Origin of the sequence: Cupriavidus sp. YAF13 (assembly GCF_052113425.1) — a bacterium.
In the GTDB taxonomy this organism is placed as follows: Bacteria; Pseudomonadota; Gammaproteobacteria; order Burkholderiales; family Burkholderiaceae; genus Cupriavidus.
Window position 1 is genome coordinate 42,869 of record NZ_JBFRDD010000046.1, and the last position, 21,063, is coordinate 63,931.

At 64.8% G+C, this 21,063-nt stretch carries 19 protein-coding genes; 11 read left to right on the forward strand and 8 right to left on the reverse strand.

Annotated features, from left to right (window positions below):
- Window positions 1-73 precede the first annotated feature (73 nt).
- The 5 genes from AB4061_RS30055 to AB4061_RS30075 form a co-directional block, all read right to left on the reverse strand.
- A complete protein-coding gene (locus tag AB4061_RS30055; RefSeq protein ID WP_441639862.1) occupies window positions 74-1,318 on the reverse strand; it encodes a CaiB/BaiF CoA transferase family protein in 1,245 nt (414 codons plus the stop codon).
- Window positions 1,315-2,178, reverse strand: a complete 864-nt coding sequence (locus AB4061_RS30060) for a MaoC/PaaZ C-terminal domain-containing protein (protein ID WP_441639863.1) — start codon at window positions 2,176-2,178, stop codon at window positions 1,315-1,317. Before AB4061_RS30060 ends, AB4061_RS30055 begins: the two co-directional genes overlap by 4 nt.
- A 4-nt stretch (window positions 2,179-2,182) precedes the next feature.
- Window positions 2,183-3,097: an SDR family NAD(P)-dependent oxidoreductase gene (locus tag AB4061_RS30065; protein ID WP_441639885.1), complete on the reverse strand. Its 915-nt coding sequence runs from the start codon at window positions 3,095-3,097 to the stop codon at window positions 2,183-2,185.
- An 86-nt stretch (window positions 3,098-3,183) separates the two neighbouring features.
- Complete coding sequence (locus tag AB4061_RS30070; protein ID WP_441639864.1) at window positions 3,184-4,185, reverse strand: tripartite tricarboxylate transporter substrate binding protein; 1,002 nt, start codon at window positions 4,183-4,185, stop codon at window positions 3,184-3,186.
- 58 nt (window positions 4,186-4,243) lie between these two features.
- On the reverse strand, window positions 4,244-5,236 hold the full coding sequence (locus tag AB4061_RS30075; RefSeq protein WP_441639865.1) for a Bug family tripartite tricarboxylate transporter substrate binding protein: 993 nt from the start codon (window positions 5,234-5,236) through the stop codon (window positions 4,244-4,246).
- A gap of 208 nt (window positions 5,237-5,444) precedes the next feature.
- Between AB4061_RS30075 and AB4061_RS30080 the strand changes: the two genes are divergently transcribed.
- A complete protein-coding gene (locus AB4061_RS30080; protein WP_441639866.1) occupies window positions 5,445-6,347 on the forward strand; it encodes a LysR family transcriptional regulator in 903 nt (300 codons plus the stop codon).
- Window positions 6,348-6,513: 166 nt separating this feature from the next.
- Here the strand turns inward: AB4061_RS30080 and AB4061_RS30085 are convergent, their stop codons facing one another.
- The gene (locus AB4061_RS30085) at window positions 6,514-7,842 is read right to left on the reverse strand and encodes a TldD/PmbA family protein (RefSeq protein ID WP_441639867.1); all 1,329 of its coding nucleotides are present in this window, start codon (window positions 7,840-7,842) and stop codon (window positions 6,514-6,516) included.
- A complete protein-coding gene (locus AB4061_RS30090) occupies window positions 7,842-9,275 on the reverse strand; it encodes a TldD/PmbA family protein (protein ID WP_441639868.1) in 1,434 nt (477 codons plus the stop codon). Before AB4061_RS30090 ends, AB4061_RS30085 begins: the two co-directional genes overlap by 1 nt.
- A gap of 511 nt (window positions 9,276-9,786) precedes the next feature.
- Between AB4061_RS30090 and AB4061_RS30095 the strand changes: the two genes are divergently transcribed.
- The 3 genes from AB4061_RS30095 to AB4061_RS30105 all read left to right on the forward strand — a co-directional run bounded on the left by AB4061_RS30095 (window position 9,787) and on the right by AB4061_RS30105 (window position 11,982).
- Window positions 9,787-10,713: a hypothetical protein gene (locus tag AB4061_RS30095; RefSeq protein ID WP_441639869.1), complete on the forward strand. Its 927-nt coding sequence runs from the start codon at window positions 9,787-9,789 to the stop codon at window positions 10,711-10,713.
- A 15-nt stretch (window positions 10,714-10,728) separates the two neighbouring features.
- Window positions 10,729-11,046 (forward strand): hypothetical protein, encoded by a 318-nt coding sequence (locus AB4061_RS30100; protein ID WP_441639870.1) that lies wholly within the window; start codon window positions 10,729-10,731, stop codon window positions 11,044-11,046.
- Between the two features lie 327 nt (window positions 11,047-11,373).
- Window positions 11,374-11,982, forward strand: coding sequence for a C39 family peptidase (locus AB4061_RS30105; RefSeq protein WP_441639871.1), 609 nt, complete (start codon window positions 11,374-11,376; stop codon window positions 11,980-11,982).
- Window positions 11,983-12,267: 285 nt separating this feature from the next.
- Here AB4061_RS30105 and AB4061_RS30110 read toward each other — a convergent pair whose 3' ends face one another.
- Window positions 12,268-13,269, reverse strand: a complete 1,002-nt coding sequence (locus tag AB4061_RS30110; RefSeq protein WP_441639886.1) for a tripartite tricarboxylate transporter substrate-binding protein — start codon at window positions 13,267-13,269, stop codon at window positions 12,268-12,270.
- Window positions 13,270-13,689: 420 nt separating this feature from the next.
- Here AB4061_RS30110 and AB4061_RS30115 point away from each other — a divergent pair, with 420 nt between their 5' ends.
- From AB4061_RS30115 to AB4061_RS30145, 7 genes are all read left to right on the forward strand, one after another.
- On the forward strand, window positions 13,690-14,859 hold the full coding sequence (locus AB4061_RS30115; protein WP_318235482.1) for an acyl-CoA dehydrogenase family protein: 1,170 nt from the start codon (window positions 13,690-13,692) through the stop codon (window positions 14,857-14,859).
- A gap of 12 nt (window positions 14,860-14,871) precedes the next feature.
- Entirely contained in the window at window positions 14,872-16,071 is a 1,200-nt protein-coding gene (locus AB4061_RS30120) for a CaiB/BaiF CoA transferase family protein (RefSeq protein WP_441639872.1), read from the forward strand.
- Between the two features lie 144 nt (window positions 16,072-16,215).
- A complete protein-coding gene (locus AB4061_RS30125) occupies window positions 16,216-17,595 on the forward strand; it encodes an MmgE/PrpD family protein (protein ID WP_441639873.1) in 1,380 nt (459 codons plus the stop codon).
- Between the two features lie 31 nt (window positions 17,596-17,626).
- Window positions 17,627-18,463, forward strand: coding sequence for an HpcH/HpaI aldolase/citrate lyase family protein (locus AB4061_RS30130; protein WP_441639874.1), 837 nt, complete (start codon window positions 17,627-17,629; stop codon window positions 18,461-18,463).
- A 27-nt stretch (window positions 18,464-18,490) separates the two neighbouring features.
- Window positions 18,491-19,345 (forward strand): FAS1-like dehydratase domain-containing protein, encoded by an 855-nt coding sequence (locus AB4061_RS30135; RefSeq protein WP_441639875.1) that lies wholly within the window; start codon window positions 18,491-18,493, stop codon window positions 19,343-19,345.
- A 73-nt stretch (window positions 19,346-19,418) separates the two neighbouring features.
- Window positions 19,419-20,393, forward strand: coding sequence for a tripartite tricarboxylate transporter substrate binding protein (locus tag AB4061_RS30140; protein WP_441639876.1), 975 nt, complete (start codon window positions 19,419-19,421; stop codon window positions 20,391-20,393).
- 94 nt (window positions 20,394-20,487) lie between these two features.
- Window positions 20,488-21,003, forward strand: a complete 516-nt coding sequence (locus tag AB4061_RS30145; protein WP_441639877.1) for a MaoC family dehydratase — start codon at window positions 20,488-20,490, stop codon at window positions 21,001-21,003.
- Window positions 21,004-21,063: the final 60 nt, after the last annotated feature.

A 21,063-nucleotide genomic window follows, 5' to 3' on the forward strand; every position in this document is an offset into this window, starting at 1 on the left:
GTCCGGTGGGCTGGGAACCAGGGACGTAGCGGCCAGCGAATCCGGGAATGGCATCCGCTCGCCGCAACGGCACTCAAACCACGCCCTGGCCCCGCAACGCCGCAATCCTCTGCGCCGACATCCCCAGCACCTCGCCCAGCACCGCCTCGGTATGTTCCCCCAGCCGCGGCGGCGCCGCGTCATACCTGACCGGCGTAGCCGAAAGCCGCAACGGGCTCTTCACCGTGGGACAAACCCCGCCGTCGCTGCGCACCATATCCACCTGCAGTTCACGGTACCTGACCTGCGGATCCTCCAGCACCTGCGCATAGTCGTTGATCGGCCCGCAAGGAATCCCCTCGCGCTCCAGCGCTTGCACCCAATGCGCGGTCGTGCCAGTGCGCATATGGGATTCGAGCAGCGGCACCAGCACATCGCGATTGACGATGCGCCCGGTGCCGGTGGTGAAGCGTTCGTCCGTGGCAAGGTCCGGGCGCTCCACGCCCCGGCAGTACCCTTGCCATTGCCCGTCGTTGCCAGCGGCCACGATCATGTAGCCATCCGCCGTGGCAAACACGTGGTACGGCACCATGTTCGCATGCGCATTGCCGAAGCGCTGTGGCGTCTTTCCGGTGATCTTCTGCGCCAGGATTGGCGTCGCCCCGATCGCCACCACCGCATCGAGCAGCGCCATATCGATGCGCTGCCCCTCGCCGGTACGCTCGGCATGGCGCAGTGCCGCCAGCACGGCCACGGTGGCATACATGCCGGTGAGCATGTCGACCACGGCCACGCCGACCTTCTGCGGGCCGCCGCCGGGCAGGTCGTCACGCTCGCCGGTGATGCTCATCAGGCCGCCGATGCCCTGGAAGATGAAGTCGTAGCCGGGCTTGTGCGCGCTCGGGCCCTCCTGGCCGTAGCCGGTGATGGAGCAATAGACCAGCGCCGGGTTGATGGCCTTGAGGCTGTCATAGTCCAGGCCATAGCGCTTCAGGTCGCCGACCTTATAGTTCTCCAGTACGATCTGCGATTTTGCCGCCAGCTCGCGCACGATGGCCTGCCCTTGCGCGCTGGCGATATCCAGCGTGACCGAGCGCTTGCCGCGGTTGGCGCCGGCGTAGTAGCTCGCATCGCGCGAGGGCTTGCCGTCGCCGTCGGGCAGCCAGGGCGGGCCCCAGGAGCGGGTGTCGTCGCCCACGCCGGGGCGCTCGACCTTGATCACCTCGGCGCCGAGGTCGGCCAGGTTCTGGGCGCACCAGGGGCCGGCCAGGATGCGCGAGAGGTCCAGCACACGTACGCCGTCGAGCGCGCTCTTCATGGTTGTTGCCCTTGTTGTCATGCACGGAACTCCGCTACGCCGTTGCTGAGCACGGTGACGTCGCGCGCGGGCACGCGGGCGTCGAACAGCACGCGCCCACCGCCTTCGCGCCACATGCGCACTTCGAGGGTTTCGCCGGGAAATACCGGGCGGGAAAAACGCACATTGAGTTCGAGCAGCTGATCGCCGTCGCCGCTGGCGAAGGTATCGACCAGCGCGCGCGCCGCCACGCCATAGGTGCACAGGCCGTGCAGGATGGGCGCATCGAAGCCCGCCGCGCGCGCCACTTCCGGATCGGCATGCAACGGGTTGGGATCGGCATTGAGGCGGTACAACAACGCGGCCTGCGGCATGATCGCCTGGCTGCGAACCGCATCCGGCGCGCGGGCCGGCGCTGCCGGCAGTGCTTCGGGCGCGGTATCGCCCTGGCCAAAGCCGCCATCTGCGCGGCAGAAGGTGGTGTGGTTCACGGTGGCCAGTTCGGCGCCGGTGGCCGCATCCACCAGCGTGCGCTCCACGATCACGAGCGCGCCCTTGTCGGCCCCCTTGTCGATGACATGGGTCACCCGTGCACGCGCACGCACGGTGCCGGACACCGGCAGCGGACGGTGCAGGCGCAGGCGCTGCTCGCCGTGGACGATGCGCACCCAGTCGATGCCGCTCGCCGGGTCCTGCATCCAGAAGCCGGGATAGGCCAGCACCACGGCCTGCGTTGGAAAGGCCTTGAGCTGCGCTTCATAGACGTAGCGCAGCTGGCGCGGATCGGTGGGCTGCTCGCCCAGGCCAAGACCCAGCGCGTAGAGGATGGAATCCTTCTCGCCGTAGGTTTGCGTGACCTCCGGAAAGTCCCAGTTCTTGATGCGGTTGTAGTCGAGCGGCATAGCGTCAGATCGGGTCCCAGCTGATCACGTCGGGCGAGCGCTCGAGCTTGTAGAAGCTGTTGCGCATGGCGGGGATGGCGATCTCGGCAATGGATTCAGGGGTCCAGCCTTCGCTCATGTGGACCGAGCGCACCGGACGCGGCTGGCTCATCAGCATGATCTCGTTGGCGCGCACGGCAAAGATCTGCGCGTTGACTTCATGCGCGGCATCGCTGGCGAGGAAGGCGGCCATCGGCGCGACCTTGTTGGCTTCCATCTTTTGCAGCTTGGCGACGCGCGCCTTTTCTTCCGGGGTCTCGGAGGGGATCGAGCTGGTCATGCGGCTCCAGGCGAACGGCGCGATGCAGTTCGAGCGCACGTTAAAGCGAGCCATGTCCAGTGCGATCGACTTCGACAGCGCGGCAATGCCAAGCTTGGCGGCCGAGTAGTTGGCCTGGCCCAGGTTGCCGATCAGGCCGGAGGTGGAAGTCATGTGCACGTAGGCGCCGCTCTCCTGGTCCTTGAAGTGGTTGGCGGCGGCGCGGCTGACAAAGAACGTGCCGTTGAGGTGGACGTCGATCACCGAGCGCCATTCTTCCTCGTTCATCTTGAAGAACATGCGGTCGCGCAGGTTGCCGGCGTTGTTGACCACGGCATCGATGCGGCCGAAGTTGTCGATCGCGCATTGCACGATCGCGTTGGCGCCCTGCCAGCTCGATACGCTATCGGTGTTGGCTACCGCAATGCCGCCGGCGGCGACGATCTCATCGACTACGCGCTGCGCGGGGCCGGCATCGCCGCCTTCACCTGTGAGCGATACGCCGATGTCGTTGACCACCACCTTGGCGCCGGCCTTGGCCAGTTCCAGCGCTACGCCGCGCCCGATGCCACCACCCGCGCCAGTCACCAGCGCTACCTTGCCTGCCATCACTCCACTCATGTTCATACCCCTGTCTGCACCTTTGTTTGCTCGGCGGCCTGGCACGCGCCAGGCCGGGTTTTGGTTGATCTTTTCTGGTTGATCTCTTATTCCAGGCGTGCGCCCGAGTCCTTCACGACCTTGCTCCAGCGCGCGATCTCCGCATCGATATGCGCGCCCAGCGCCGCCGGCGTGGAACCCACCGGCTCATAGCCGTTGGCGGCCAGGTTCGCGCGCAGCTCGGGCTGGGTCAATACAGCCGCGATCTCCTTGCTGAGCCGCTCGACAATGGCGCTCGGCGTGCCGGCCGGCGCCAGCACCGCGTACCAGCCATTGATGTCGAAGCCGGGCACGCCGGCCTCGGACAGCGTGGGCACGTCCGGCGCCAGCGTGGCGCGCCTGGCGCTGGTCACGGCCAGCGCTTTGAGGCGGCCGCTGCGGATATGCGGCATCGAGGTGGAAATGCTGTCGAAGGTCAGTTGCACCTCGCCAGCCAGCATGGCGTTGACCACCTGCGCGCTGCCCTTGTACGGCACGTGGGTCATCTTGACGCCGGCCAGGCTGTCGAACAGCTCGCCGGCCAGGTGGCCCGTGTTGCCGTTGCCCGCGGAGGCAAACGTGAGCTGCCCCGGCGCGGCCTTGGCCGCGGCGATCAACTCAGGCACGGTCCTGGCCTTCAGCGAGGGGCTGCCGGCCAGAATCAGCGGCAGGTTGGCCACCAGCGATACCGGCGCGAAATCCTTGCGGGTGTCATACGGCAGCTTGGGATAGAGGCTGGCATTGATGGCATGCGCGGCCAGCACCAGGATCAGCGTGTTGCCGTCCGGCTTGGCACGCGCAAGTTGCTGCGAGGCGATGGTGCCGCCGGCGCCGGGCCGGTAGTCGAGCACCACGGGCTGGCCCAGCCGCTCTTGCAGCTTGGCCGCCACGGGGCGCGCCAGCAGGTCGGCGCTGCCACCCGGCGGATAGGGAATCAGCAACTGGATCGGCTTGTTGGGCCAGCTGTCGGCCAGCGCCGAAGCGCTCGCGCCCAGCAGCCCCACCGCGAGCGGGGCAATCAGCACGGCCTGTAGCCATGACCTGCGGTGGCGCGCTTTCATTGCTTCCATGCCTTCCCCTGTCGTTGCGTTGTGCTGTGGTGTTGCGTGCCATGCTTCGGGCTCGCCCTCATTGCTGTGGAATGCCGGTGTCCCTCACCACCTTGGCCCAGCGCACGCGCTCCGCGTCGATGAAGCTGGCGAAATGCGCGGACGTGTCGCCGCCCGGCACGCCGCCGAGATCGGCCAGGCGCGTTTTCACTTCGGGCTCGGCCAGGATGCCGGCCACTGTCTTTTGCAGGCGCGCGACCACCGCGGCCGGCGTGCCCGCCGGCGCCACCAGGCCGAACCACGCGGTCACCTGGAAGTCATCGAGGCCGGCTTCCTTCATGGTGGGCACATCGGGCAACTCCGCCACGCGCGTGGCGCTGGTCACCGCCAGCGCGCGCAGCTTGCCGGACTGGATATGCGGCAGCGAGCTGGGCAGGTTGTCCACCATCATCGTCACCTGCCCGGCAACCAGGTCGGCCACGGCCGGCGCGGCACCCTTGTACGGCACGTGGATGATGTCGATGCCGGTGCGCTTCTTGAACAGCTCGCCGGACAGGTGCACCGATTGCCCGGTCCCCGACGAGGCAAACGAGAGCTTGCCCGGCTGGGACTTGGCCAGCGCCACCAGTTCCGCCACGTTGCGGGCAGGCACCTTGGCGTTGACCACCAGCACATTGGGCACCGAGACCACCATGGTGATCGGCGCGAAGTCCTCGGCACGGTAGGGAAGTTGCTTGTACAGGCCGTAGTTGATGGCATTGGGGCCGATATTGCCCATCATCAGCGTATAGCCGTCTGGCGCGGCCTGGCGCAGCGCCTGCACGCCGACGATGCCGGCCGCGCCGGCACGGTTTTCCACCACCACGGGCTGGCCCAGCAGCTCGGAGAGACGCTTGCCGACCAGCCGCGAAGCGATATCGGTGGTGCCTCCCGCCGCTGCGGGCACGATCAGGCGCACCGGCTTGTCCGGATAGTCGGCCGCGGCAGCGCCGCCCATGGTGGCCAAGGTGGCCACGCCCAGCATGGTGGCCACGCCCGCCAGCCTGCTTGCGCTGTAGCGCCGAACTGTCATGTGTCGTCTCCTGGGTGGCTGCGCGGCGGCCCGGTGGCCCGGCAGCCCGGGTTTTGTGCCGCCTTTGCACGAGGCAAGCCGGTAACCGCCCGCGCAATACGGACGAGCCTGCCTTTATGGTTCTCTTGCCACGCCGAATACGATAAATTGACGGCGGGGACATTGCTATTCACGATTGACAAAAGAGGCCTTTGGCCCAGCGAAACACATGCATTACGACCTGACCGACCTGCGCCTGTTCCTCAACGTCGGCGAAACCGAAAACCTGACCCGCGCCGCCGAGCGCAGCTTCCTTTCCCTGCCCGCCGCCAGCACCCGCATCAAGCAACTGGAAGAGGCCTTCCAGACCCAGTTGCTGATCCGCCAGGTCAAGGGCGTGCGCCTGACGCCCGCCGGCGACGCCCTCTTGCGCCATGCGCGCGAAGTGTTCCGCGAACTGGAGTGCCTGCACTCCGACCTGCGCCCTTATGCCAAAGGCGTCAAAGGCCGCGTGCGCCTGCTGGCCAACACTACCGCCACCAATTCCTTTCTCGCCACCGCGCTGTCGCGCTTCCTGGCGGAGAACCCGGATGTGGATGTCGAACTGGAAGAGCAACTCTCGCAGGCCATCGTCTCGGCCATCAGTGCCGGCGCCGCGGATCTTGGCATCGTCGCTGGCGAGGTCGCCACCAATGACCTGGAGGTCATGCAGCTCTGCAGCGACGAACTGATCGTGATCGCGCCGGTCAACCACCCGCTGCCGCAATTCACCAGCCTGCACTTTGCAGACCTGCTGGATACCTGCCGCTTCGTGGGCCTGAACCAGTTCAGCGCCATCCAGTCCTTCCTGGATCGCATCGCCAGCGGCATGGGCAAGCGCATCAGCCTGCGCATCCAGCTGGGCAGCTTCGACGCCGTGTGCCGGATGGTGGAAGCAGGCGCGGGCATTGCCATCGTGCCCAATAGCTGCGCGCGGCGTTATGCCAGCCGCAAGGTGCTGCGGTTTATTCCGCTTGAGGATGAATGGGCCAAGCGCGATCTGCGCCTGGTGCGCCGGCCAGGGCGGGAGTTGCCGCAGTTTGCGGAGACGTTGATTCAGTATTTGACGGATGCGGCGCGGGAACCGGTTTGAGCGGGGCTCCCGGCCGGCTTGCAGGTAGTCATTCCGCGGGCAAGTCCAGGACTTCGAGGAATTCCTGAGCCGGCGGCTTACGAGGCCATGGTGACTCAGCCCTTTTTGCGTTCGAGGATGCCGTTCAGGCAAAGCTGAGGAGCCTGTGCGCTAGCGCCTCACCCGCTCAGAGCGTCAACGTGAGTTTTCCAGTCAGCGCACCTGGCAACAGCGCCGAATCGGTCTGCCGCTCGCCATAAGTATTGCTCGACACCCGTAACTGCCGCTCGCTGGTCAGCGCCTCAAGGTGCTCGCCCAGGAAGCTGTAGATGCTGTCGTCAAAGCGCATCGTGCCAAGCGGCGCCTGAATGCGGCCATCTTCCACCCAGAACGTGGCGAAGCGCGTCATGCCGGTCATGCGGGCCGCCGGCGCATCGGACCAGTTGAGATACCAGAGGTTGCCGATATAGAGGCCCGTGCCGAGCGCCGCTAGCACGTCGTCCTGCGCGAGCTTGCCGGCCGCCATGGCAAGCGACTGCGGCGCCTCACCGGCACTGGCGGAATTGGCAGCGAGATCGTACTCGCGCGCGCTGCGTGGGTAGACCAGGCGGCCAGCTGGCCGCCCCGCTTGCACGAGCGTCACGTCGCTGCGTGGAATGCCTTCGGGGCCGAAGGCCGGAGCCAGTGTGCCGCTTGCGCGTTCGTCCAGGTCGAGCAAGTGGCTAAGCCGGGCGCCGCCATCGTACAGCCGCTGCAGCGGGCTTTCCTTCTGCGCCAGCGCGCGGGCCGAGAAGCCGCCCCAGGAACACATGCCGAGCACTTCATCGAGGGCCGCGGGGGCCAGGTAGGCCCGGTAGGCGCCGGGCGGCAGCACGCGCTGCGGCTTGCCCAGGTGCTCCAGCTGCTGGCGCGCTTGTGCAAAGCGGCTGGCGAACTCGGCGGCGTCCCAGCGCGAGCCCGCGTAGTCGGCCTTCACGGCCTGGCCGTTTTCGTGGAACAGGCTCCAGTCGAAGTGGAAGCCTTGCGCGGCATGCCAGCCGAAAGCGCCGAAGCTGCTGGCGAAGCCACGGTAGAGCGGGCCGGCGGCGTAGATGCCGACCAGGTCGAGCCCATGCGCGGCCTCTTCGATCTGCGCGAGCACTTCGGCGGTGTCCGGCGGCGCGGCCGCATCGGCCAGCGTGCGCTGCCAGGGCTCGCGCTCCAGCATCAGGTAGGGGTCCGGCTGCAACTGGCCGATGGCCTCGCGCAACCGCAGCAAGCCGTCGGCGAGGCGCTGCCGATCGGTCGCGGGATCGCCCGACAGCGCGACGCCGATATTGGCGTGGCGCTCGTCGCGGATCAGCTGGAGCCGGGCCGTGGCCTGCCGCACTTGTCCAGCCTGGCGCACCCTCGCGCGGTTGAAGCGGATGAACTCCGACTCCTCCGCGCTGTACCACAGCGTGAAGGCCTCGCCCTCGCCCAGCGCCTTACGCACATCATCGGCCAGCGCCGCAAACAACGACTGCGCATCCGCCATCACGCGGCGCCTCCAAAGACTTCCACTTGCTTGAACACGCAGGCCGGCGAAGCATGGCCGACGCGCACCACTTGGTTGGGCTCGCCCTTGCCGCAGTACGGCGTGCCGTGCACCTCGAAGGTACTGGCATCGCCAACCGCAGCCAGGCTGCGCCAGAAATTCGCGGAAACGCCGCGATAGTTCGGGTTCTTGACCACCCCCTTGAGCTCGCCGTCCTCGATCAGGCGCCCCCATTCGCAGCCGAACTGGAACTTGTTGCGCGCATCGTCGATGGACCACGAACGGTTGGACGACATCAGGATGCCGCGTTCAATGCCGCCGACCAGTTGCGCCATGGTGCGGTCGCCCGGCTCCAGGTTGAGGTTGGCCATGCGATCGATGGGCGGGCGGTTCCAGTTGCAGGCCCGGCTGTTTGCCACGCCCGGCAGCCCGCTGCGCCATTGCGACAGCGCGCCGCCCAGCGGGCGCAACAGCAGGCCATCCCGGATCAGGAATGCCTTCTGCGCGGGCTGGCCTTCGTCATCGTGGCCGTAGCTGGCCAGTTCCTCGGGGATGCCCGGGTCGAAGCTGATATTGAGCAGGTCCGAGCCGTACTGGTAGCGGCCGAAATCCTCCAGCCCGATAAAGCTGGTGCCCGCGTAATTGCGCTCGTCGCCGAGGATGCGATCCAGTTCCAGCGGATGGCCGATGGATTCGTGGATCTGCAGCATCATCTGGTCCGGCATCAGCAGCAGGTCGGTAGGGCCGCTCGGCGCGTTTGGCGCCAGCAGCAACTGCAAGGCTTCGTCCGCCACCCGCGATGCGGCGCCGGCAAAGCCGAGCCGCGCGATGACCTCCGCCCCGCCCTGCTGGCCGCTGCCGAAGCCGCCGAAGCTGCGGGTCTGGCTGTCGCTGCCGTCGAAGGCGGTCACGCTGATGCCGGGATAGACGAAGCGCAGCGCCTGCCATTGCTCGGCGCCTGCGCTATTCAGGTAGAGCTGCTCGTGGCGCTGGTGATCGAGATAAACCAGCCAGTTCACCAGCCGCGGATCGGCGGGCACGCTGGCGGATACCGCCGCCAGCAGGGCGAAGCGCTCGGCCAGCCCGGGGAACGCGCCATGCAGGCCAGGGGATTCGTAGCGGGCCTGGCCTTGCGGCGGCTCCAGCCCACGCAGGTCGACCAGGCCCCGCCCGGCGATCCGCCGGGCGAGTGCTTCGGCGCTGTCGAGCGCGCGCTGCAATCCGGCCACGCTGAGATCGCTGGTGGCGGCGTAGGCCTCCACGCCATCCACGCGCACGCTGAGCATGGCGCCCATGTCCTGCATGAAGGATGGCGGCTCGGCGATGCCGCGCCGCATTATGCAGTGCTCGCCGGTCTGGCGGACGAGACGCAACGAGTGAAACCCGGCGCGGGTGGTGAGCGCTGCGAAGTGCTGTCTGGCGCGTTCGAACAAAGGGGGCTCCTGCCACGGTTGCGGACGAGTCAACCTGACGCGGTTGCGTTCACACGCAAGCAGCAATGACCCATGAACTGTAAATCTTACTACCTTTGCACTTTATCGATGCCAGCAGCAGCTTCTCGAACGCTCTTCGGAAGCCGCCAGCCACGGTAGATCCGAGCCAGACAATGTCCGATCGCGATGCAGAAAATTCCCAACCGCATTCAGAAATATCTGGTTTTTCCGCTCCGGCAACTTTTAATGGACAAGGAGTGATAGAGTTTCACCGCCGTTACTCGCGATTTAGCTCGAATAGCGATCAAATATGCGACTGATTTACGGATTGATCCGCTCAGCTTCGCACTAGAACTCCCGGTAGAGTTCAGACTCGTCGGAAAATAATTATTGCAAGTTAAAAGTAACACCTATCGTATTCCATTAGGTGTTGGCGGAGCTTTTCCCTCGATTGGCTTCGCTTGTTGGCGAGGCACAGTAATAAATCAATCACAAAATAACATGGTGCGACATGCGTTGGATTGGTATTTTCATTTTTTTGTTAATTTATTCTGGCACCACAAAGGCAGACCTGCCTCTGAACATTGAGGGCTTACTAACAGATCGCGGTGAATTTAAGCTTGAGTTCGGTACGGCCTATGCAAATAACAACCGATCTGGAATCTCCGCTGGAGAGTTGATAACAATTCAGATTGGCCCGACACAGTTCATTAGTTTACCGACCAGCATTGGGGAAAGCCGGATTAATAGCGACATTATAATTCCGAATATAGGATTGCGCTACGGACTTTCAGCGGATGCTGAAGTGTATGGAAAGGCCACTTGGATAGCCGAATATTCTCGTTCACAGGGCGAAAGTGGCGAAGCATCAAATAGCTACAGTAATTTTAACGATGCATGGATCGGATTAAATTATCGATTTTTACGTGATGAAAAATTTCCCGCATTGTTGGGTTTCACAGAGCTCGCACTGGCGGAGAAGAATAATCATAGTGCAATCTACGGCAGATCACTATCTGTTGGGGCCACAGTCTATAGAGCCATAGACCCCGTGGTTCTTTCGCTAACCACCGCATTTCTTCATCGGGGAAGGCGAGACATCGGCGGAAACTCGACGATTCCAGGCAGCATATTCATCATCAACCCTCAAGTTTCGTTTGCGGTAAACGAGGCGGTCACGCTCAGTACGGGGTTGACTTGGCGCAGTCAGGCGGCAGAAAAAATAAATGGGATGCGCCAAGGCCAAAGAAATACCAGTTCAACTCTCAATCTCGGCCTTGCCTATCTATGGAACAAAAATACCATCCTTAACTTGACAAGTCGATCGGATGTCTCAGGCAAGGGTGGGACGGAGATCGGTTTGTCGGTACAGATCAAATTGGGGGATTTGTTTCCGGCGCGCCATGTAAAATCGGCGCAATCCTCTACCCCAAATTAATTGGTAGGAGTAGATATGTTGAAGAAGACAGTTATGGTTTTTGCATTGGCAGGGGCACTAGGAGCTGCAAGTACGGCTAACGCAGGCAGCTACGATATTCCACAAAAAAATATCGAAGTAAATCTCGTTTCCGCGTTCAAGCAGGTCGATCGTCCGATGCAAGTTGCTAGATTAACTGAACAGGAAATGCAAGACACGCAGGGCGCGTGGATTTGGGTGCCACTCTACTACGCGCCAGCCGTGGCGGGACACCTATGGGTTGCCTATCAAACTTCAGCTTACATGCCGATATATCACGCCGGCGTAGGTATTGGTAATTTTATCAGGAGGTGATTTTTCCAAAAAGGAGTTATAGTCCATAGAGGCCGATGGGAGGATCCACCCTCCCATCGTTACTGGAGATAGTCTTGAATTTAATAAAAGATTTCATCAGGAGCATTAAGGACATGCGCGGTTGCGACGTAAACTCTGGCGCCTATCTTTTTAATCTTGTGCACTTGGCCGTCATTATTCCACTCATTATATTAATTTCCTTCTCTCTGATCAAAGAGTATTTCTTCAGTTAAATTTAACCCTACCACCAACAATTGGAGTATATTTTCATTGACATCGCCCTGATTTATTTTTTACGAGGGATTTAAAATTAGATCGCTGACTGCCTTGATAGCGCTTCTTCTTCCGCTTAATTCCATTGCGGACTTGATTATTCCCACACCAACACTTAAATCAAATACCCCCACAAGAAGCTGGAAATCACTGCGCGACGATGGCGTTGTTAAGCAGAAATACGACTACTCTTGCGGAGCCGCTTCTCTTGCCACCATTTTGAGTTTTTATGGGGCGAATTTCACCGAAAAACAAATTATGGATGCGATGGGAAAAAACAATAACGTCGCCTCATTCGACGACATGGCTAAAGTATTGCCAGAATTCGGCTTCAAGGCTCAAGGAATAGCATTGTCGTATGAACAATTAACGTTGCTTGAGATTCCTGCAGTGGCGTATGTGCGCCCTGAAAGTGAGGATCACTTCACTGTTATCCGGGGTGTATCTCGAGACCACGTTTGGATCGGCGATCCATCTTGGGGAAATCGGCGTCTATCCAGGGATCAATTCCTCAATATGTGGCAAACACGGGACGATGAGATTCTAAAGGGGAGACTGCTTATAGTTCAGCCTATTAACGGAACCCCCTTGAAATCAGGTTCATTTGGCGAGCCCAATCCGCACACCCTCCCGGTGGCGTTGCAGACTCAGCGGGCGCTCTAGAGGAACTGGTCCTGCGCAAGGGGAACATTGCTGGGAAGGCATAGGAGCGCGGAGGCAGCACAAATGCAGTAGGATTTGCTGCTCATTGGGTCCACCGTCGGCCGCTCCCGCGAACTCGATCCGGTCAGCTCGTCCTCAACCGCTCCCGGAGCCAACGTTGTTCGATCGAGCCAGGCAGGATTGGCAGCCAGAATTGAGTAGTGTCTGAATATGAGGGCTGAAAAATTCCCAATTGGGCAAGGGCCACACGCTGCCTTCTCTCTCGGGACAGACTGCCCCCCGCCATTAGTCCGCCTTCACCCCTGCTGCCTTGATGATCGGCGACCATTTCTCGATCTCGGCCTTCAGCCAGGTGCGCAGCCCTTCTGGCGTCTGCTTGTCCTGCGGCACGATCTCGGCGCCCAGGTCCGCCAGCCGTGCCGCTACCGCCGGATCCTTCAACGCGGTGCGCAAGGCGCCGTTGAGCCGGTCGATGACCGCCGGCGGCGTGCCATGCGGGGCATAGATGCCGTGCCAGACCTTGACCTCGAAGCCCTTGAGCCCACTCTCGGCTAGCGTGGCGGTGTCAGGCAAGGCCTTGATGCGCGTGGTGGTGGTGACGCCGTAGAGCTTGACCTTGTCGGCCTTGATATGCGGCAGGGTCTGGGTGGTCTGGTCGCACAGGATATCGACCTGGCTGCCCAGCAGGGCGGTCATCGCGGGCGCGGTGCCTTGGTAGGGAATGGCGGTCAGCTCCACGCCGATGGCTTTCTGGAACAGCATGCCGCACAGCTGCGAGACCGCGCCCAGCCCGGCATTGGCCAGGTTGACCTTGCCCTGGTTCTGGCGGATGTAGGCAATCAGCTCAGGCAATGTCCTGGCTGGCAGGTCATGACGGCCGAGCAGGGTCATGGGCACGTCGGCTACCTGGCCGACAAAGCTGAAATCCGTCAGCGGCTTGTAGGGGAGCTTGCTGTACAGCGCCGGCGCGGTGGCCATGCCGTTGTGGTGGATCAGGATGGTGTAGCCGTCCGGCGCGGCCTTGGCCACGTAGGCGGCGGAGACGGTGCCACCGGCGCCGAGCCGGTTTTCCACCACCACGCTCTGGCCCAGGGTCTTGGACATGGCCGCGGCCATGGTGCGCGCCACCACGTCGGTGGGGCCGCCCGCGGCAAAGGGGACCACCATGGTGATCGGCTTGGTGGGGTAGGCATCGGCGGCCCGCGCCGGGGCAGGCGCGATGAGTGCCGCCGCCACGCCCAGCGCGGCGAGCGCCATCCAGCGCCATGGTGCCTGGGCCCGGTTCATCTGCGCTGCGTGTTCGCTGCCGACCCGCCGGTGCCGCTGCTGTTTGCTGCCTGCCATGTCTTTCGTCTCCATCGTGGTGGATTGGCCGGGCTATGCCGGCCGGGGCTCGCCTGCGTCGGCCCGTGCGGGCGTGCGGCGCTATCGCGTTACCGCGTTATCGTTTCCGGCAAGCGTGGCGATAAAGCGACGCCTATGCAATACGGATTTCCCTAAGGGTGGGCAAGGCAGGCCAGAAGCCGCCAGGCGCCGGCGAGTGCGCGCGGCGCCGCCCAAACCCGTGCCGTGCCCGCCCGGCCTGCTTCCGGGGGCGCTAAGCCGCTCTTTCGCAAATCCGAATTACCGCACGGCAGGCCCTCGGGAATAATGGCCGCAAGCTAGATTCCATAACATCCAGATAAGTCCATACCGGGGCCCCTTTTCATGTTCGCAGAACAATCGCACGACCAGCCGTATCCCGACATCCGCGAAGCCGTGCGTGCCCTGTGCACCGGCTTCGATTCCGCCTACTGGCAACGCGTGGAAGAGCAGAACGCCTTCCCGGAAGAGTTCGTGCAGGCGCTGACCAAGGCCGGCTGGCTGTCCGCCCTGATCCCGGAGGAGTACGGCGGCTCGGGCCTGCCGCTGACCGCCGCGTCCGTCATCATGGAGGAGATCAACCGCACCGGCGGCAACTCCGGCGCCTGCCACGGCCAGATGTATGTGATGGGCTGCCTGCTGCGCCACGGCTCGGCCGAGCAAAAGCAGCGCTGGCTGCCGGGCATTGCCTCGGGCGAGCTGCGCATGCAGTCGATGGCGGTGACCGAGCCCACCACCGGCACCGATACCACCAAGCTCAAGACCACCGCCGTGAAGAAGGGCGACCGCTACGTCATCAACGGCCAGAAGGTCTGGATCTCGCGTGTGCAGCACTCGGACCTGATGCTGCTGCTGGCGCGCACCACGCCGCTGGACCAGGTCAAGCGCAAGTCGGAGGGGCTGTCGGTGTTCGTGGTGGATCTGCGCGAGGCCATCGGCAAGGGCCTGACGGTGCGGCCGATCCGCAATATGGTCAACCACGAGACCAACGAACTGTTCTTCGACAACCTGGAGATCCCCGCCGAGAACCTGATCGGCGAGGAAGGCAAGGGCCTCAAGTACATCCTGGACGGCCTGAACGCCGAGCGCATCCTGATCGCCTCCGAATGCGTCGGCGACGGCTACTGGTTTATCGAGCGCGCCAGCAGCTATGCGCGCGAGCGCATCGTGTTCGACCGTCCGATCGGCCAGAACCAGGGCATCCAGTTCCCCATCGCGCGTGCCTATGTGAACGTGGAAGCGGCCAGCCTGATGCGCTACAAGGCCGCCGCGCTGTTCGACGCCGGCAAGCCCTGCGGCAAGGAAGCCAACATCTCCAAGCTGCTCGCCGCCGATGCGTCGTGGGAAGCGGCCAACGTCTGCCTGCAGACCCACGGCGGCTTCGGCTTTGCCGCCGAATACGACATCGAGCGCAAGTTCCGCGAGACGCGCCTGTACCAGGTCGCGCCGATCTCCACCAACCTGATCCTGTCGTATGTGGCCGAGCACGTGCTCGAGCTGCCGCGCTCGTTCTGAGGGCCGCCCCCAATGCTTGCTACGCATCAGGGCATCCGCCCGCTCGATGGCATCCGCGTCGTCTCCCTCGAACACGCCGTGGCCGCGCCGTTCGCCACCCGCCAGCTGGCCGACCTGGGCGCCCGCGTGGTCAAGGTGGAGCGCCCCGGCGTGGGCGATTTCGCGCGTGGCTACGATGAGACCGTCCATGGCCAGGCCTCGCACTTCGTCTGGCTCAACCGCGGCAAGGAGAGCCTGACGCTCGACCTCAAGCAAGACGAGGCGCAAGCCGTGCTGCACCGCCTGCTGGCCGATGCGGACGTGCTGGTGCAGAACCTGGCACCCGGCGCGGCTGCGCGCATGGGGCTGGATTTCGACACGCTGCACCCGCGCTACGGCAAGCTGATCGTCTGCGATATTTCGGGCTACGGAGACGCCGGCCCCTATCGCGACAAGAAAGCGTACGACCTGCTGATCCAGGCGGCCGCCGGCCTGATCGGCATCACCGGCAGCGCGGACGAACCATCGCGCGCGGGCATTTCCATCGCCGACATCGCGGCCGGCATGTACGCCTATAGCGGCATCCTCTCCGCGCTGCTGCAGCGCGGGCGCACCGGCCAGGGCCTGCGCGTGGAGGTGACCATGCTGGAGGCACTGACCGAGTGGATGAACTACGCGCTGTACTTCGGCCACTACGGCGGCAAGGCGCCGGCACGATTTGGCGCATCGCACCCGGCCATCGCGCCGTATGGCGTGCACCGTACCGGCGACGGCGGCAGCGTGATCTTCGGCCTGCAGAACGAGCGTGAATGGCAGGCCTTCTGCAACAAGGTGCTGGCGCAGCCGGCGCTGCTCAAGGACGAGCGCTTCGCCTCCAACTCGGGGCGCGTCAAGAACCGCACCGAGCTGACCGCGTTGATCGAAGCGCGTTTCGCGCCGATGACGGTGACGCAGGTCGAAGCATTGCTGGACGACGCGCAGATCGCCAACGCGCCCATGAACGATATCGAGGCCGTGTGGAACCACCCGCAACTGGCCGCACGCGGACGCTGGCGCGAAGTGGCCAGCCCCGGCGGCCCCATCGGGGCGTTGCTGCCGCCGGCCAACCTGTCGGGCGTGGAGCCGGTGATGGGCGACGTCCCGGCGCTGGGCGCGCATAGCGCGGCCATCCTGGCGGAGCTGGGTTACGGCGCGCATGAGATTGCCAGGATGACGGACAGCAAGACGATTTGAACAACAGCACGAAGCCGTGACGCCAACGCGCAGGCGTAGCGCCTGCGCACTATTTCGCGCAGACGTGGCTCCCCTCTCCCGCTTGCGGGAGAGGGGAGGAACAGAAAGACAAACCACCACCCCAGAACCCCGCCCGGAGCCGGCATGAGCCAAGCCACTGACCACACCTACCCTACCCGCCAGTTGTGCGATTTCCTGGCCCGCTTCACGCTGGCCGACGTGCCCGCCGACGTGGTGGAACGCACCAAGGACCTGTTCCTCGACTGGATTGCCTCCGCCATCGCCGGCAAGGATGCACCGGCGGTGCGCAAGCTGCAGGAGTTCGTCGCCGCGATGGGCCCGCAGCAGGGCCCGGCCGAGGTGCTGGTGGATCGCCGCCGCACTTCGCCATACTTTGCCGCCCTGATCAATGGCGCCTCCTCCCACGTGGTGGAGCAGGACGACGTGCATAACGGCTCGGTGCTGCACCCGGCCGCCGTGGTGTTCCCCGCCGTGATCGCTGCCGCGCAGGCCGAAGGCAAGAGCGGTGCCGAGGTGCTGCTGGCATCCATCGCCGGCTACGAGGCAGGCATCCGTATCGGCGAATTCATGGGCCGCTCGCACTATCGCGTGTTCCACACCACAGGCACCGTCGGCACGCTGGCGGCAGCCGCCGCTGTCGCCAAGCTGTATGGCATGGACGCAGAAGGCATCAACCAGGCGCTCGGCTCGGCCGGCACGCAGGCCGCCGGCCTGTGGGAATTCCTGCGCGACGCCGCGGACTCCAAGCAACTGCACACCGCCAAGGCAGCTGCCGACGGCCTGATGTCCGCCTGGATCGCGCGCGCTGGCTTTACCGGTGCGAAGCGCATCCTGGAAGGCCCGCAGGGCATGGCCGCCGGCATGTCCAGCGACGCCAATCCCGCCGCCCTGACCGACGGCCTGGGCGAGCGCTGGGCCACCGCCGAGACTTCGTTCAAGTTCTTCGCCTCGTGCCGCCACACGCACCCGGCGGCCGATGCGCTCAAGGACCTGATGCTGCGCGAGAAGATCAGCGCGGACCAGATCGCCAGCGTGACCGCGCACGTGCACCAGGGCGCCATCGACGTGCTCGGCCCCGTGACCGATCCCAAGACCATCCACCAGGCCAAGTTCTCCATGGGCACCGTGCTGGGCCTGGTCGCCGTGCATGCGCACGCCGGCCTGGGCGAGTTCGAGGACCATGCGCTGCAAGACGCGAAGGTGGCCGCCTTCCGCGACAAGGTGGAGATGGAACTGGACGACGAGATCAATGCCGCGTATCCGCGCCAGTGGATCGGCCGCGTCACGGTCAAGACCACCGACGGCCGCACGCTGGCGGGCCGCGTGGACGTGCCCAAGGGCGATCCGGGTAATACCTTGTCGCGCCCGGAGCTGGAGGCCAAGGCGCTGCAACTGGGCGCGTTCCGCCACGGCGCAAGCGAGACCGAGATGCGCACCATCATTGCCCGCGTGTGGGCGCTGGAGAAGCAGGCGAGCGTCATCGACTGGCTGCCCACCGCCTGATCACATGGCCAATCCTACCGAGACTCGCTTCATGTCCGCCGTCACCACCGCCATGACCTATCTGTTCGTGCCGGGCGACCGGCACGAACGCTTCGACAAAGCCGCTGCCGCCGCGCCCGATGCGCTGATCCTCGATCTCGAGGACGCCGTGCATCCGGACGCCAAGCCGGCCGCGCGCACGGCCATTGCCGCGTGGCTGCTGGGGCGCGGTGCGCAGACGCAGGCCTATGTGCGCATCAACGACGCCAGCTCGCCCGCCTTTGCCGCCGATATGGCATGGCTGCGCGCCCTGCCGTCCGGCGCACCGCTGGCCGGCTTGCTGGTGCCCAAGGCAGAAGACCCGGCCGCGCTTGGCGAGATCGCCCAGGCGCTGGCGCAGGTCAACCCGCAGGGCCGCCTGGTGGCGATCATCGAGAGCGCATGCGGCCTGCACGGCATCGATGCGGTCGCCACCGCGCAAGGCGTGTCGCGGCTGGCCTTTGGCTCGCTGGACTTCGCCGTGGACCTGGGTTGCGCCCATACCCGCGAGGCGTTGCTGATGGCGCGCTCGCGCATTGTGCTGGCTTCCCGCGTGGCCGGCCTGCCGCCGCCCGTGGATGGCGTCACCACCGCACTCAAGGACGAGGCCGTGCTGGCCGATGATGTGGCGCACGCGCGCGCCCTCGGCTTTGCCGCCAAGCTGTGCATTCATCCGGCCCAGCTTGCCGCGGTGCGCGCGGGCTTCCTGCCCACGGCGGAGCAACTGGACTGGGCGCAGCGCGTGCTGGACGCCACCGCCAGCGGCAGCCACGCCGTGCAGGTCGACGGCAAGATGGTCGACCGCCCCGTCATCGAACAGGCCCGGCGCATGCTCGCGCTGGCAGGCTAACCGGCACCGAATCCGCAATCCCCCGCCATGACCCAACTCGAAACCCTGCGCACCTGGATCGGCCGCAGTGAAAGCCGCACCGAGATCCTCTCCCCGGAACCCGTGATCGGCCTCGCGGCCACGCTCGACCTTGACGGCGACGCGCTGGTGCGCGGCCCGCTGCCGCCGCTGTGGCACTGGCTCTACTTCCTGCCGCGCGCCCCGCAGCGCGAGCTTGGCCAGGACGGCCACCCGGCGCTGGGCGGCTTCATGCCGCCGGTGCCGCTGCCGCGCCGCATGTGGGCCGGCGGCGAGCTGGATTTCCGCAAGCCGCTACGCGTGGGCGATACGGTGACGCGCACCTCCACCATCCGCAATGTCGAGCACAAGAGCGGGCGCAGCGGAGAGCTATGGTTTGTCACTGTGGAGCATGTGCTCACCGTCAAGGGCGAGGTCGCGCTGACCGAGCGCCATGACCTGGTCTATCGCGCCATGCCGGAGCCGGGGCAGCCACTGCCCGCGCGCCCGCGCCTGGCGCACCAGGCGCAATGGCAGCGCCAGCTGCGCGCCGACCCGGTGATGCTGTTCCGCTTCTCCGCGCTCACCTTCAATGGCCACCGCATCCACTACGACCACGACTACGTGCGCGACGTGGAAGGCTACCCCGGCCTGGTCGTGCACGGCCCGCTGCAGGCGATGCTCACGCTGGACCTGCTGGCGCGCGAGATGCCCGGCGCCACGGTGCGCCGTTTCGGGTTCCGCGGGCTGGCACCGATGTTCGATCACGACACGCTGGCGGTGGGTGGCGCAGCCGATGCCAGCACGCCAGGCAAGGTCACCTTGTGGACCGGCGACGATGCCGGCGGCCAGGCGATGGACGCATGGGCCGTGGTGGAGCACTGACCCCCGCAAGGACAGCAACAACGACAACGACAACATCGGGATCGAAGGGAACAACAACAAGAGGAGACTTCCGATGCATGCAGTCCGCAATCCATGGCGCATAGCTGGCGCCGCGATCGTTCTAGGCTGCGCCACGCTGACCCAGGCGCAGCCTGCTCCCACCTATCCCACCCGCCCGGTGACGCTGATCGTGCCCTATGCGCCGGGCGGCACCACCGACGTGGTCGTCCGTCAGTTTGCCGCGGCCTTGCAGAAGGCTCTCGGCCAGACCGTGGTGGTGGACAACAAGCCTGGCGTGGCCGGCACCATGGGCGCGCTTGCCCTGCGGCAAGCGAAACCCGACGGCTACACGCTGTCGATGATGCCGGTCACCGTGTTCCGTCAGCCTTTCATCCAGAAGACCGCCTTTGACCCGGCGCGGGATTTCACCTACCTGTCGCGCATCACCGGCTACACCTTCGGCGTCGTGGTGCCGGCCAATTCCCCGTGGAAGAACTGGAGCGATTTCCTGCGCGATGCGCGCGCCAGGCCGGGCACCGTGAGCTACGGCTCGCCGGGCCAGTACAGCTCGCCGCACATCACCATGATCGAGCTGGTGACCAAGGAGAACCTCACCGTCAACCACGTGCCCTTCAAGGGCGATGCCGACTGCCTGAACTCGCTGATGGGCAACCATGTGCAGCTCTGCGCCGCCGGCAGCGCCGCCGGCACGCTGGTCGATGCGGGCAAGTTGCGCTGGCTGAATCTATGGACGGCGCAGCGCTCCCCGCGCTGGCCCGACGCGCCCACGCTGCGCGAGCTCGGCTACAACATCGTCTCGAACTCGCCCTATGGCGTGGCCGGGCCAAAGGGCATGGACCCCAAGGTGGTCAACATCCTGCAGGCCGCGCTGCGGCGCGCCGCGGAAGATCCTCAGCATCTGGCCGCGCTCAAGCAACAGGACCAGGACCTGATGTACCTGGACAGCGCAGGCTACACCCGCTTTGCCCTGCAGCAGATCGCGCAGGAAAAGGCGCTGGTGGAGCGGCTGGGCATCAAGGCGGATTGACCTGCACCTGCACCTGCACCCGCGCTGCGCCAGGCCATGGCGCGGCTTTTTCTGCTGGCGTGCTGCTTCGCGCCACCAACCCCGACACCGACCGATGACCATCAAGCCATCCACAGCAAACCCCGAAGCGACTGGCTTCGACCCGCGCGGCCACCGCATGTGCGAACAGCGTTACTTCGAAGATTTTGTGCCCGGTGAACGCTTTGTGCTTCCCTCGCGCACCATGACCGAGGCGCTGTTCGCCGCCTTCCAGCTGGCGAGCGGCGACAACCACCCGGTGCATTACGACGCAGAGTACTGCCGCGCCCACGGCATGCCGCACATGCTGGCGCACGGCTACCAGGTGCTGATCCAGACGGCGGCGGGCGCCGGCCTGTTCCCGCATATGGTGGAGGAATCGCTGAAGGGGTTTCTCGACCAGAGCAGCCGTTTCCTGCATCCGGTCTATGTGGGCGATACGCTGTACAGCGCGCTGGAAGTCAGCGGGCTCGCGCCGAACCGTACCACCGGCGTGCTGAGCTTGCGCTCGACGGTGCATAACCAGCACGGCGTGCTGGTGCTCGACGGCTTGCAGCGTTACCTGCTGCGCAAGCGCGCACCGGACGCCTGAACGGCGCTGCGCGCAAACGCGTAAGCCGCGCTCCCTCTGCCACAAGTTGGCGAGGGGAGC

Excerpts from the sequence above, each read along its gene's own strand:
- AB4061_RS30055 (WP_441639862.1), bottom strand. The coding sequence starts at position 1,318 with ATGACAACAAGGGCAACAACCATGAAGAGCGCGCTCGACGGCGTACGT.
- AB4061_RS30060 (WP_441639863.1), bottom strand. The coding sequence starts at position 2,178 with ATGCCGCTCGACTACAACCGCATCAAGAACTGGGACTTTCCGGAGGTC.
- AB4061_RS30065 (WP_441639885.1), bottom strand. The coding sequence starts at position 3,097 with ATGAGTGGAGTGATGGCAGGCAAGGTAGCGCTGGTGACTGGCGCGGGT.
- AB4061_RS30070 (WP_441639864.1), bottom strand. The coding sequence starts at position 4,185 with ATGGAAGCAATGAAAGCGCGCCACCGCAGGTCATGGCTACAGGCCGTG.
- AB4061_RS30075 (WP_441639865.1), bottom strand. The coding sequence starts at position 5,236 with ATGACAGTTCGGCGCTACAGCGCAAGCAGGCTGGCGGGCGTGGCCACC.
- AB4061_RS30080 (WP_441639866.1), top strand. The coding sequence starts at position 5,445 with ATGCATTACGACCTGACCGACCTGCGCCTGTTCCTCAACGTCGGCGAA.
- AB4061_RS30085 (WP_441639867.1), bottom strand. The coding sequence starts at position 7,842 with ATGGCGGATGCGCAGTCGTTGTTTGCGGCGCTGGCCGATGATGTGCGT.
- AB4061_RS30095 (WP_441639869.1), top strand. The coding sequence starts at position 9,787 with ATGCGTTGGATTGGTATTTTCATTTTTTTGTTAATTTATTCTGGCACC.
- AB4061_RS30100 (WP_441639870.1), top strand. The coding sequence starts at position 10,729 with ATGTTGAAGAAGACAGTTATGGTTTTTGCATTGGCAGGGGCACTAGGA.
- AB4061_RS30110 (WP_441639886.1), bottom strand. The coding sequence starts at position 13,269 with ATGAACCGGGCCCAGGCACCATGGCGCTGGATGGCGCTCGCCGCGCTG.
- AB4061_RS30115 (WP_318235482.1), top strand. The coding sequence starts at position 13,690 with ATGTTCGCAGAACAATCGCACGACCAGCCGTATCCCGACATCCGCGAA.
- AB4061_RS30120 (WP_441639872.1), top strand. The coding sequence starts at position 14,872 with ATGCTTGCTACGCATCAGGGCATCCGCCCGCTCGATGGCATCCGCGTC.
- AB4061_RS30125 (WP_441639873.1), top strand. The coding sequence starts at position 16,216 with ATGAGCCAAGCCACTGACCACACCTACCCTACCCGCCAGTTGTGCGAT.
- AB4061_RS30130 (WP_441639874.1), top strand. The coding sequence starts at position 17,627 with ATGTCCGCCGTCACCACCGCCATGACCTATCTGTTCGTGCCGGGCGAC.
- AB4061_RS30135 (WP_441639875.1), top strand. The coding sequence starts at position 18,491 with ATGACCCAACTCGAAACCCTGCGCACCTGGATCGGCCGCAGTGAAAGC.
- AB4061_RS30140 (WP_441639876.1), top strand. The coding sequence starts at position 19,419 with ATGCATGCAGTCCGCAATCCATGGCGCATAGCTGGCGCCGCGATCGTT.
- AB4061_RS30145 (WP_441639877.1), top strand. The coding sequence starts at position 20,488 with ATGACCATCAAGCCATCCACAGCAAACCCCGAAGCGACTGGCTTCGAC.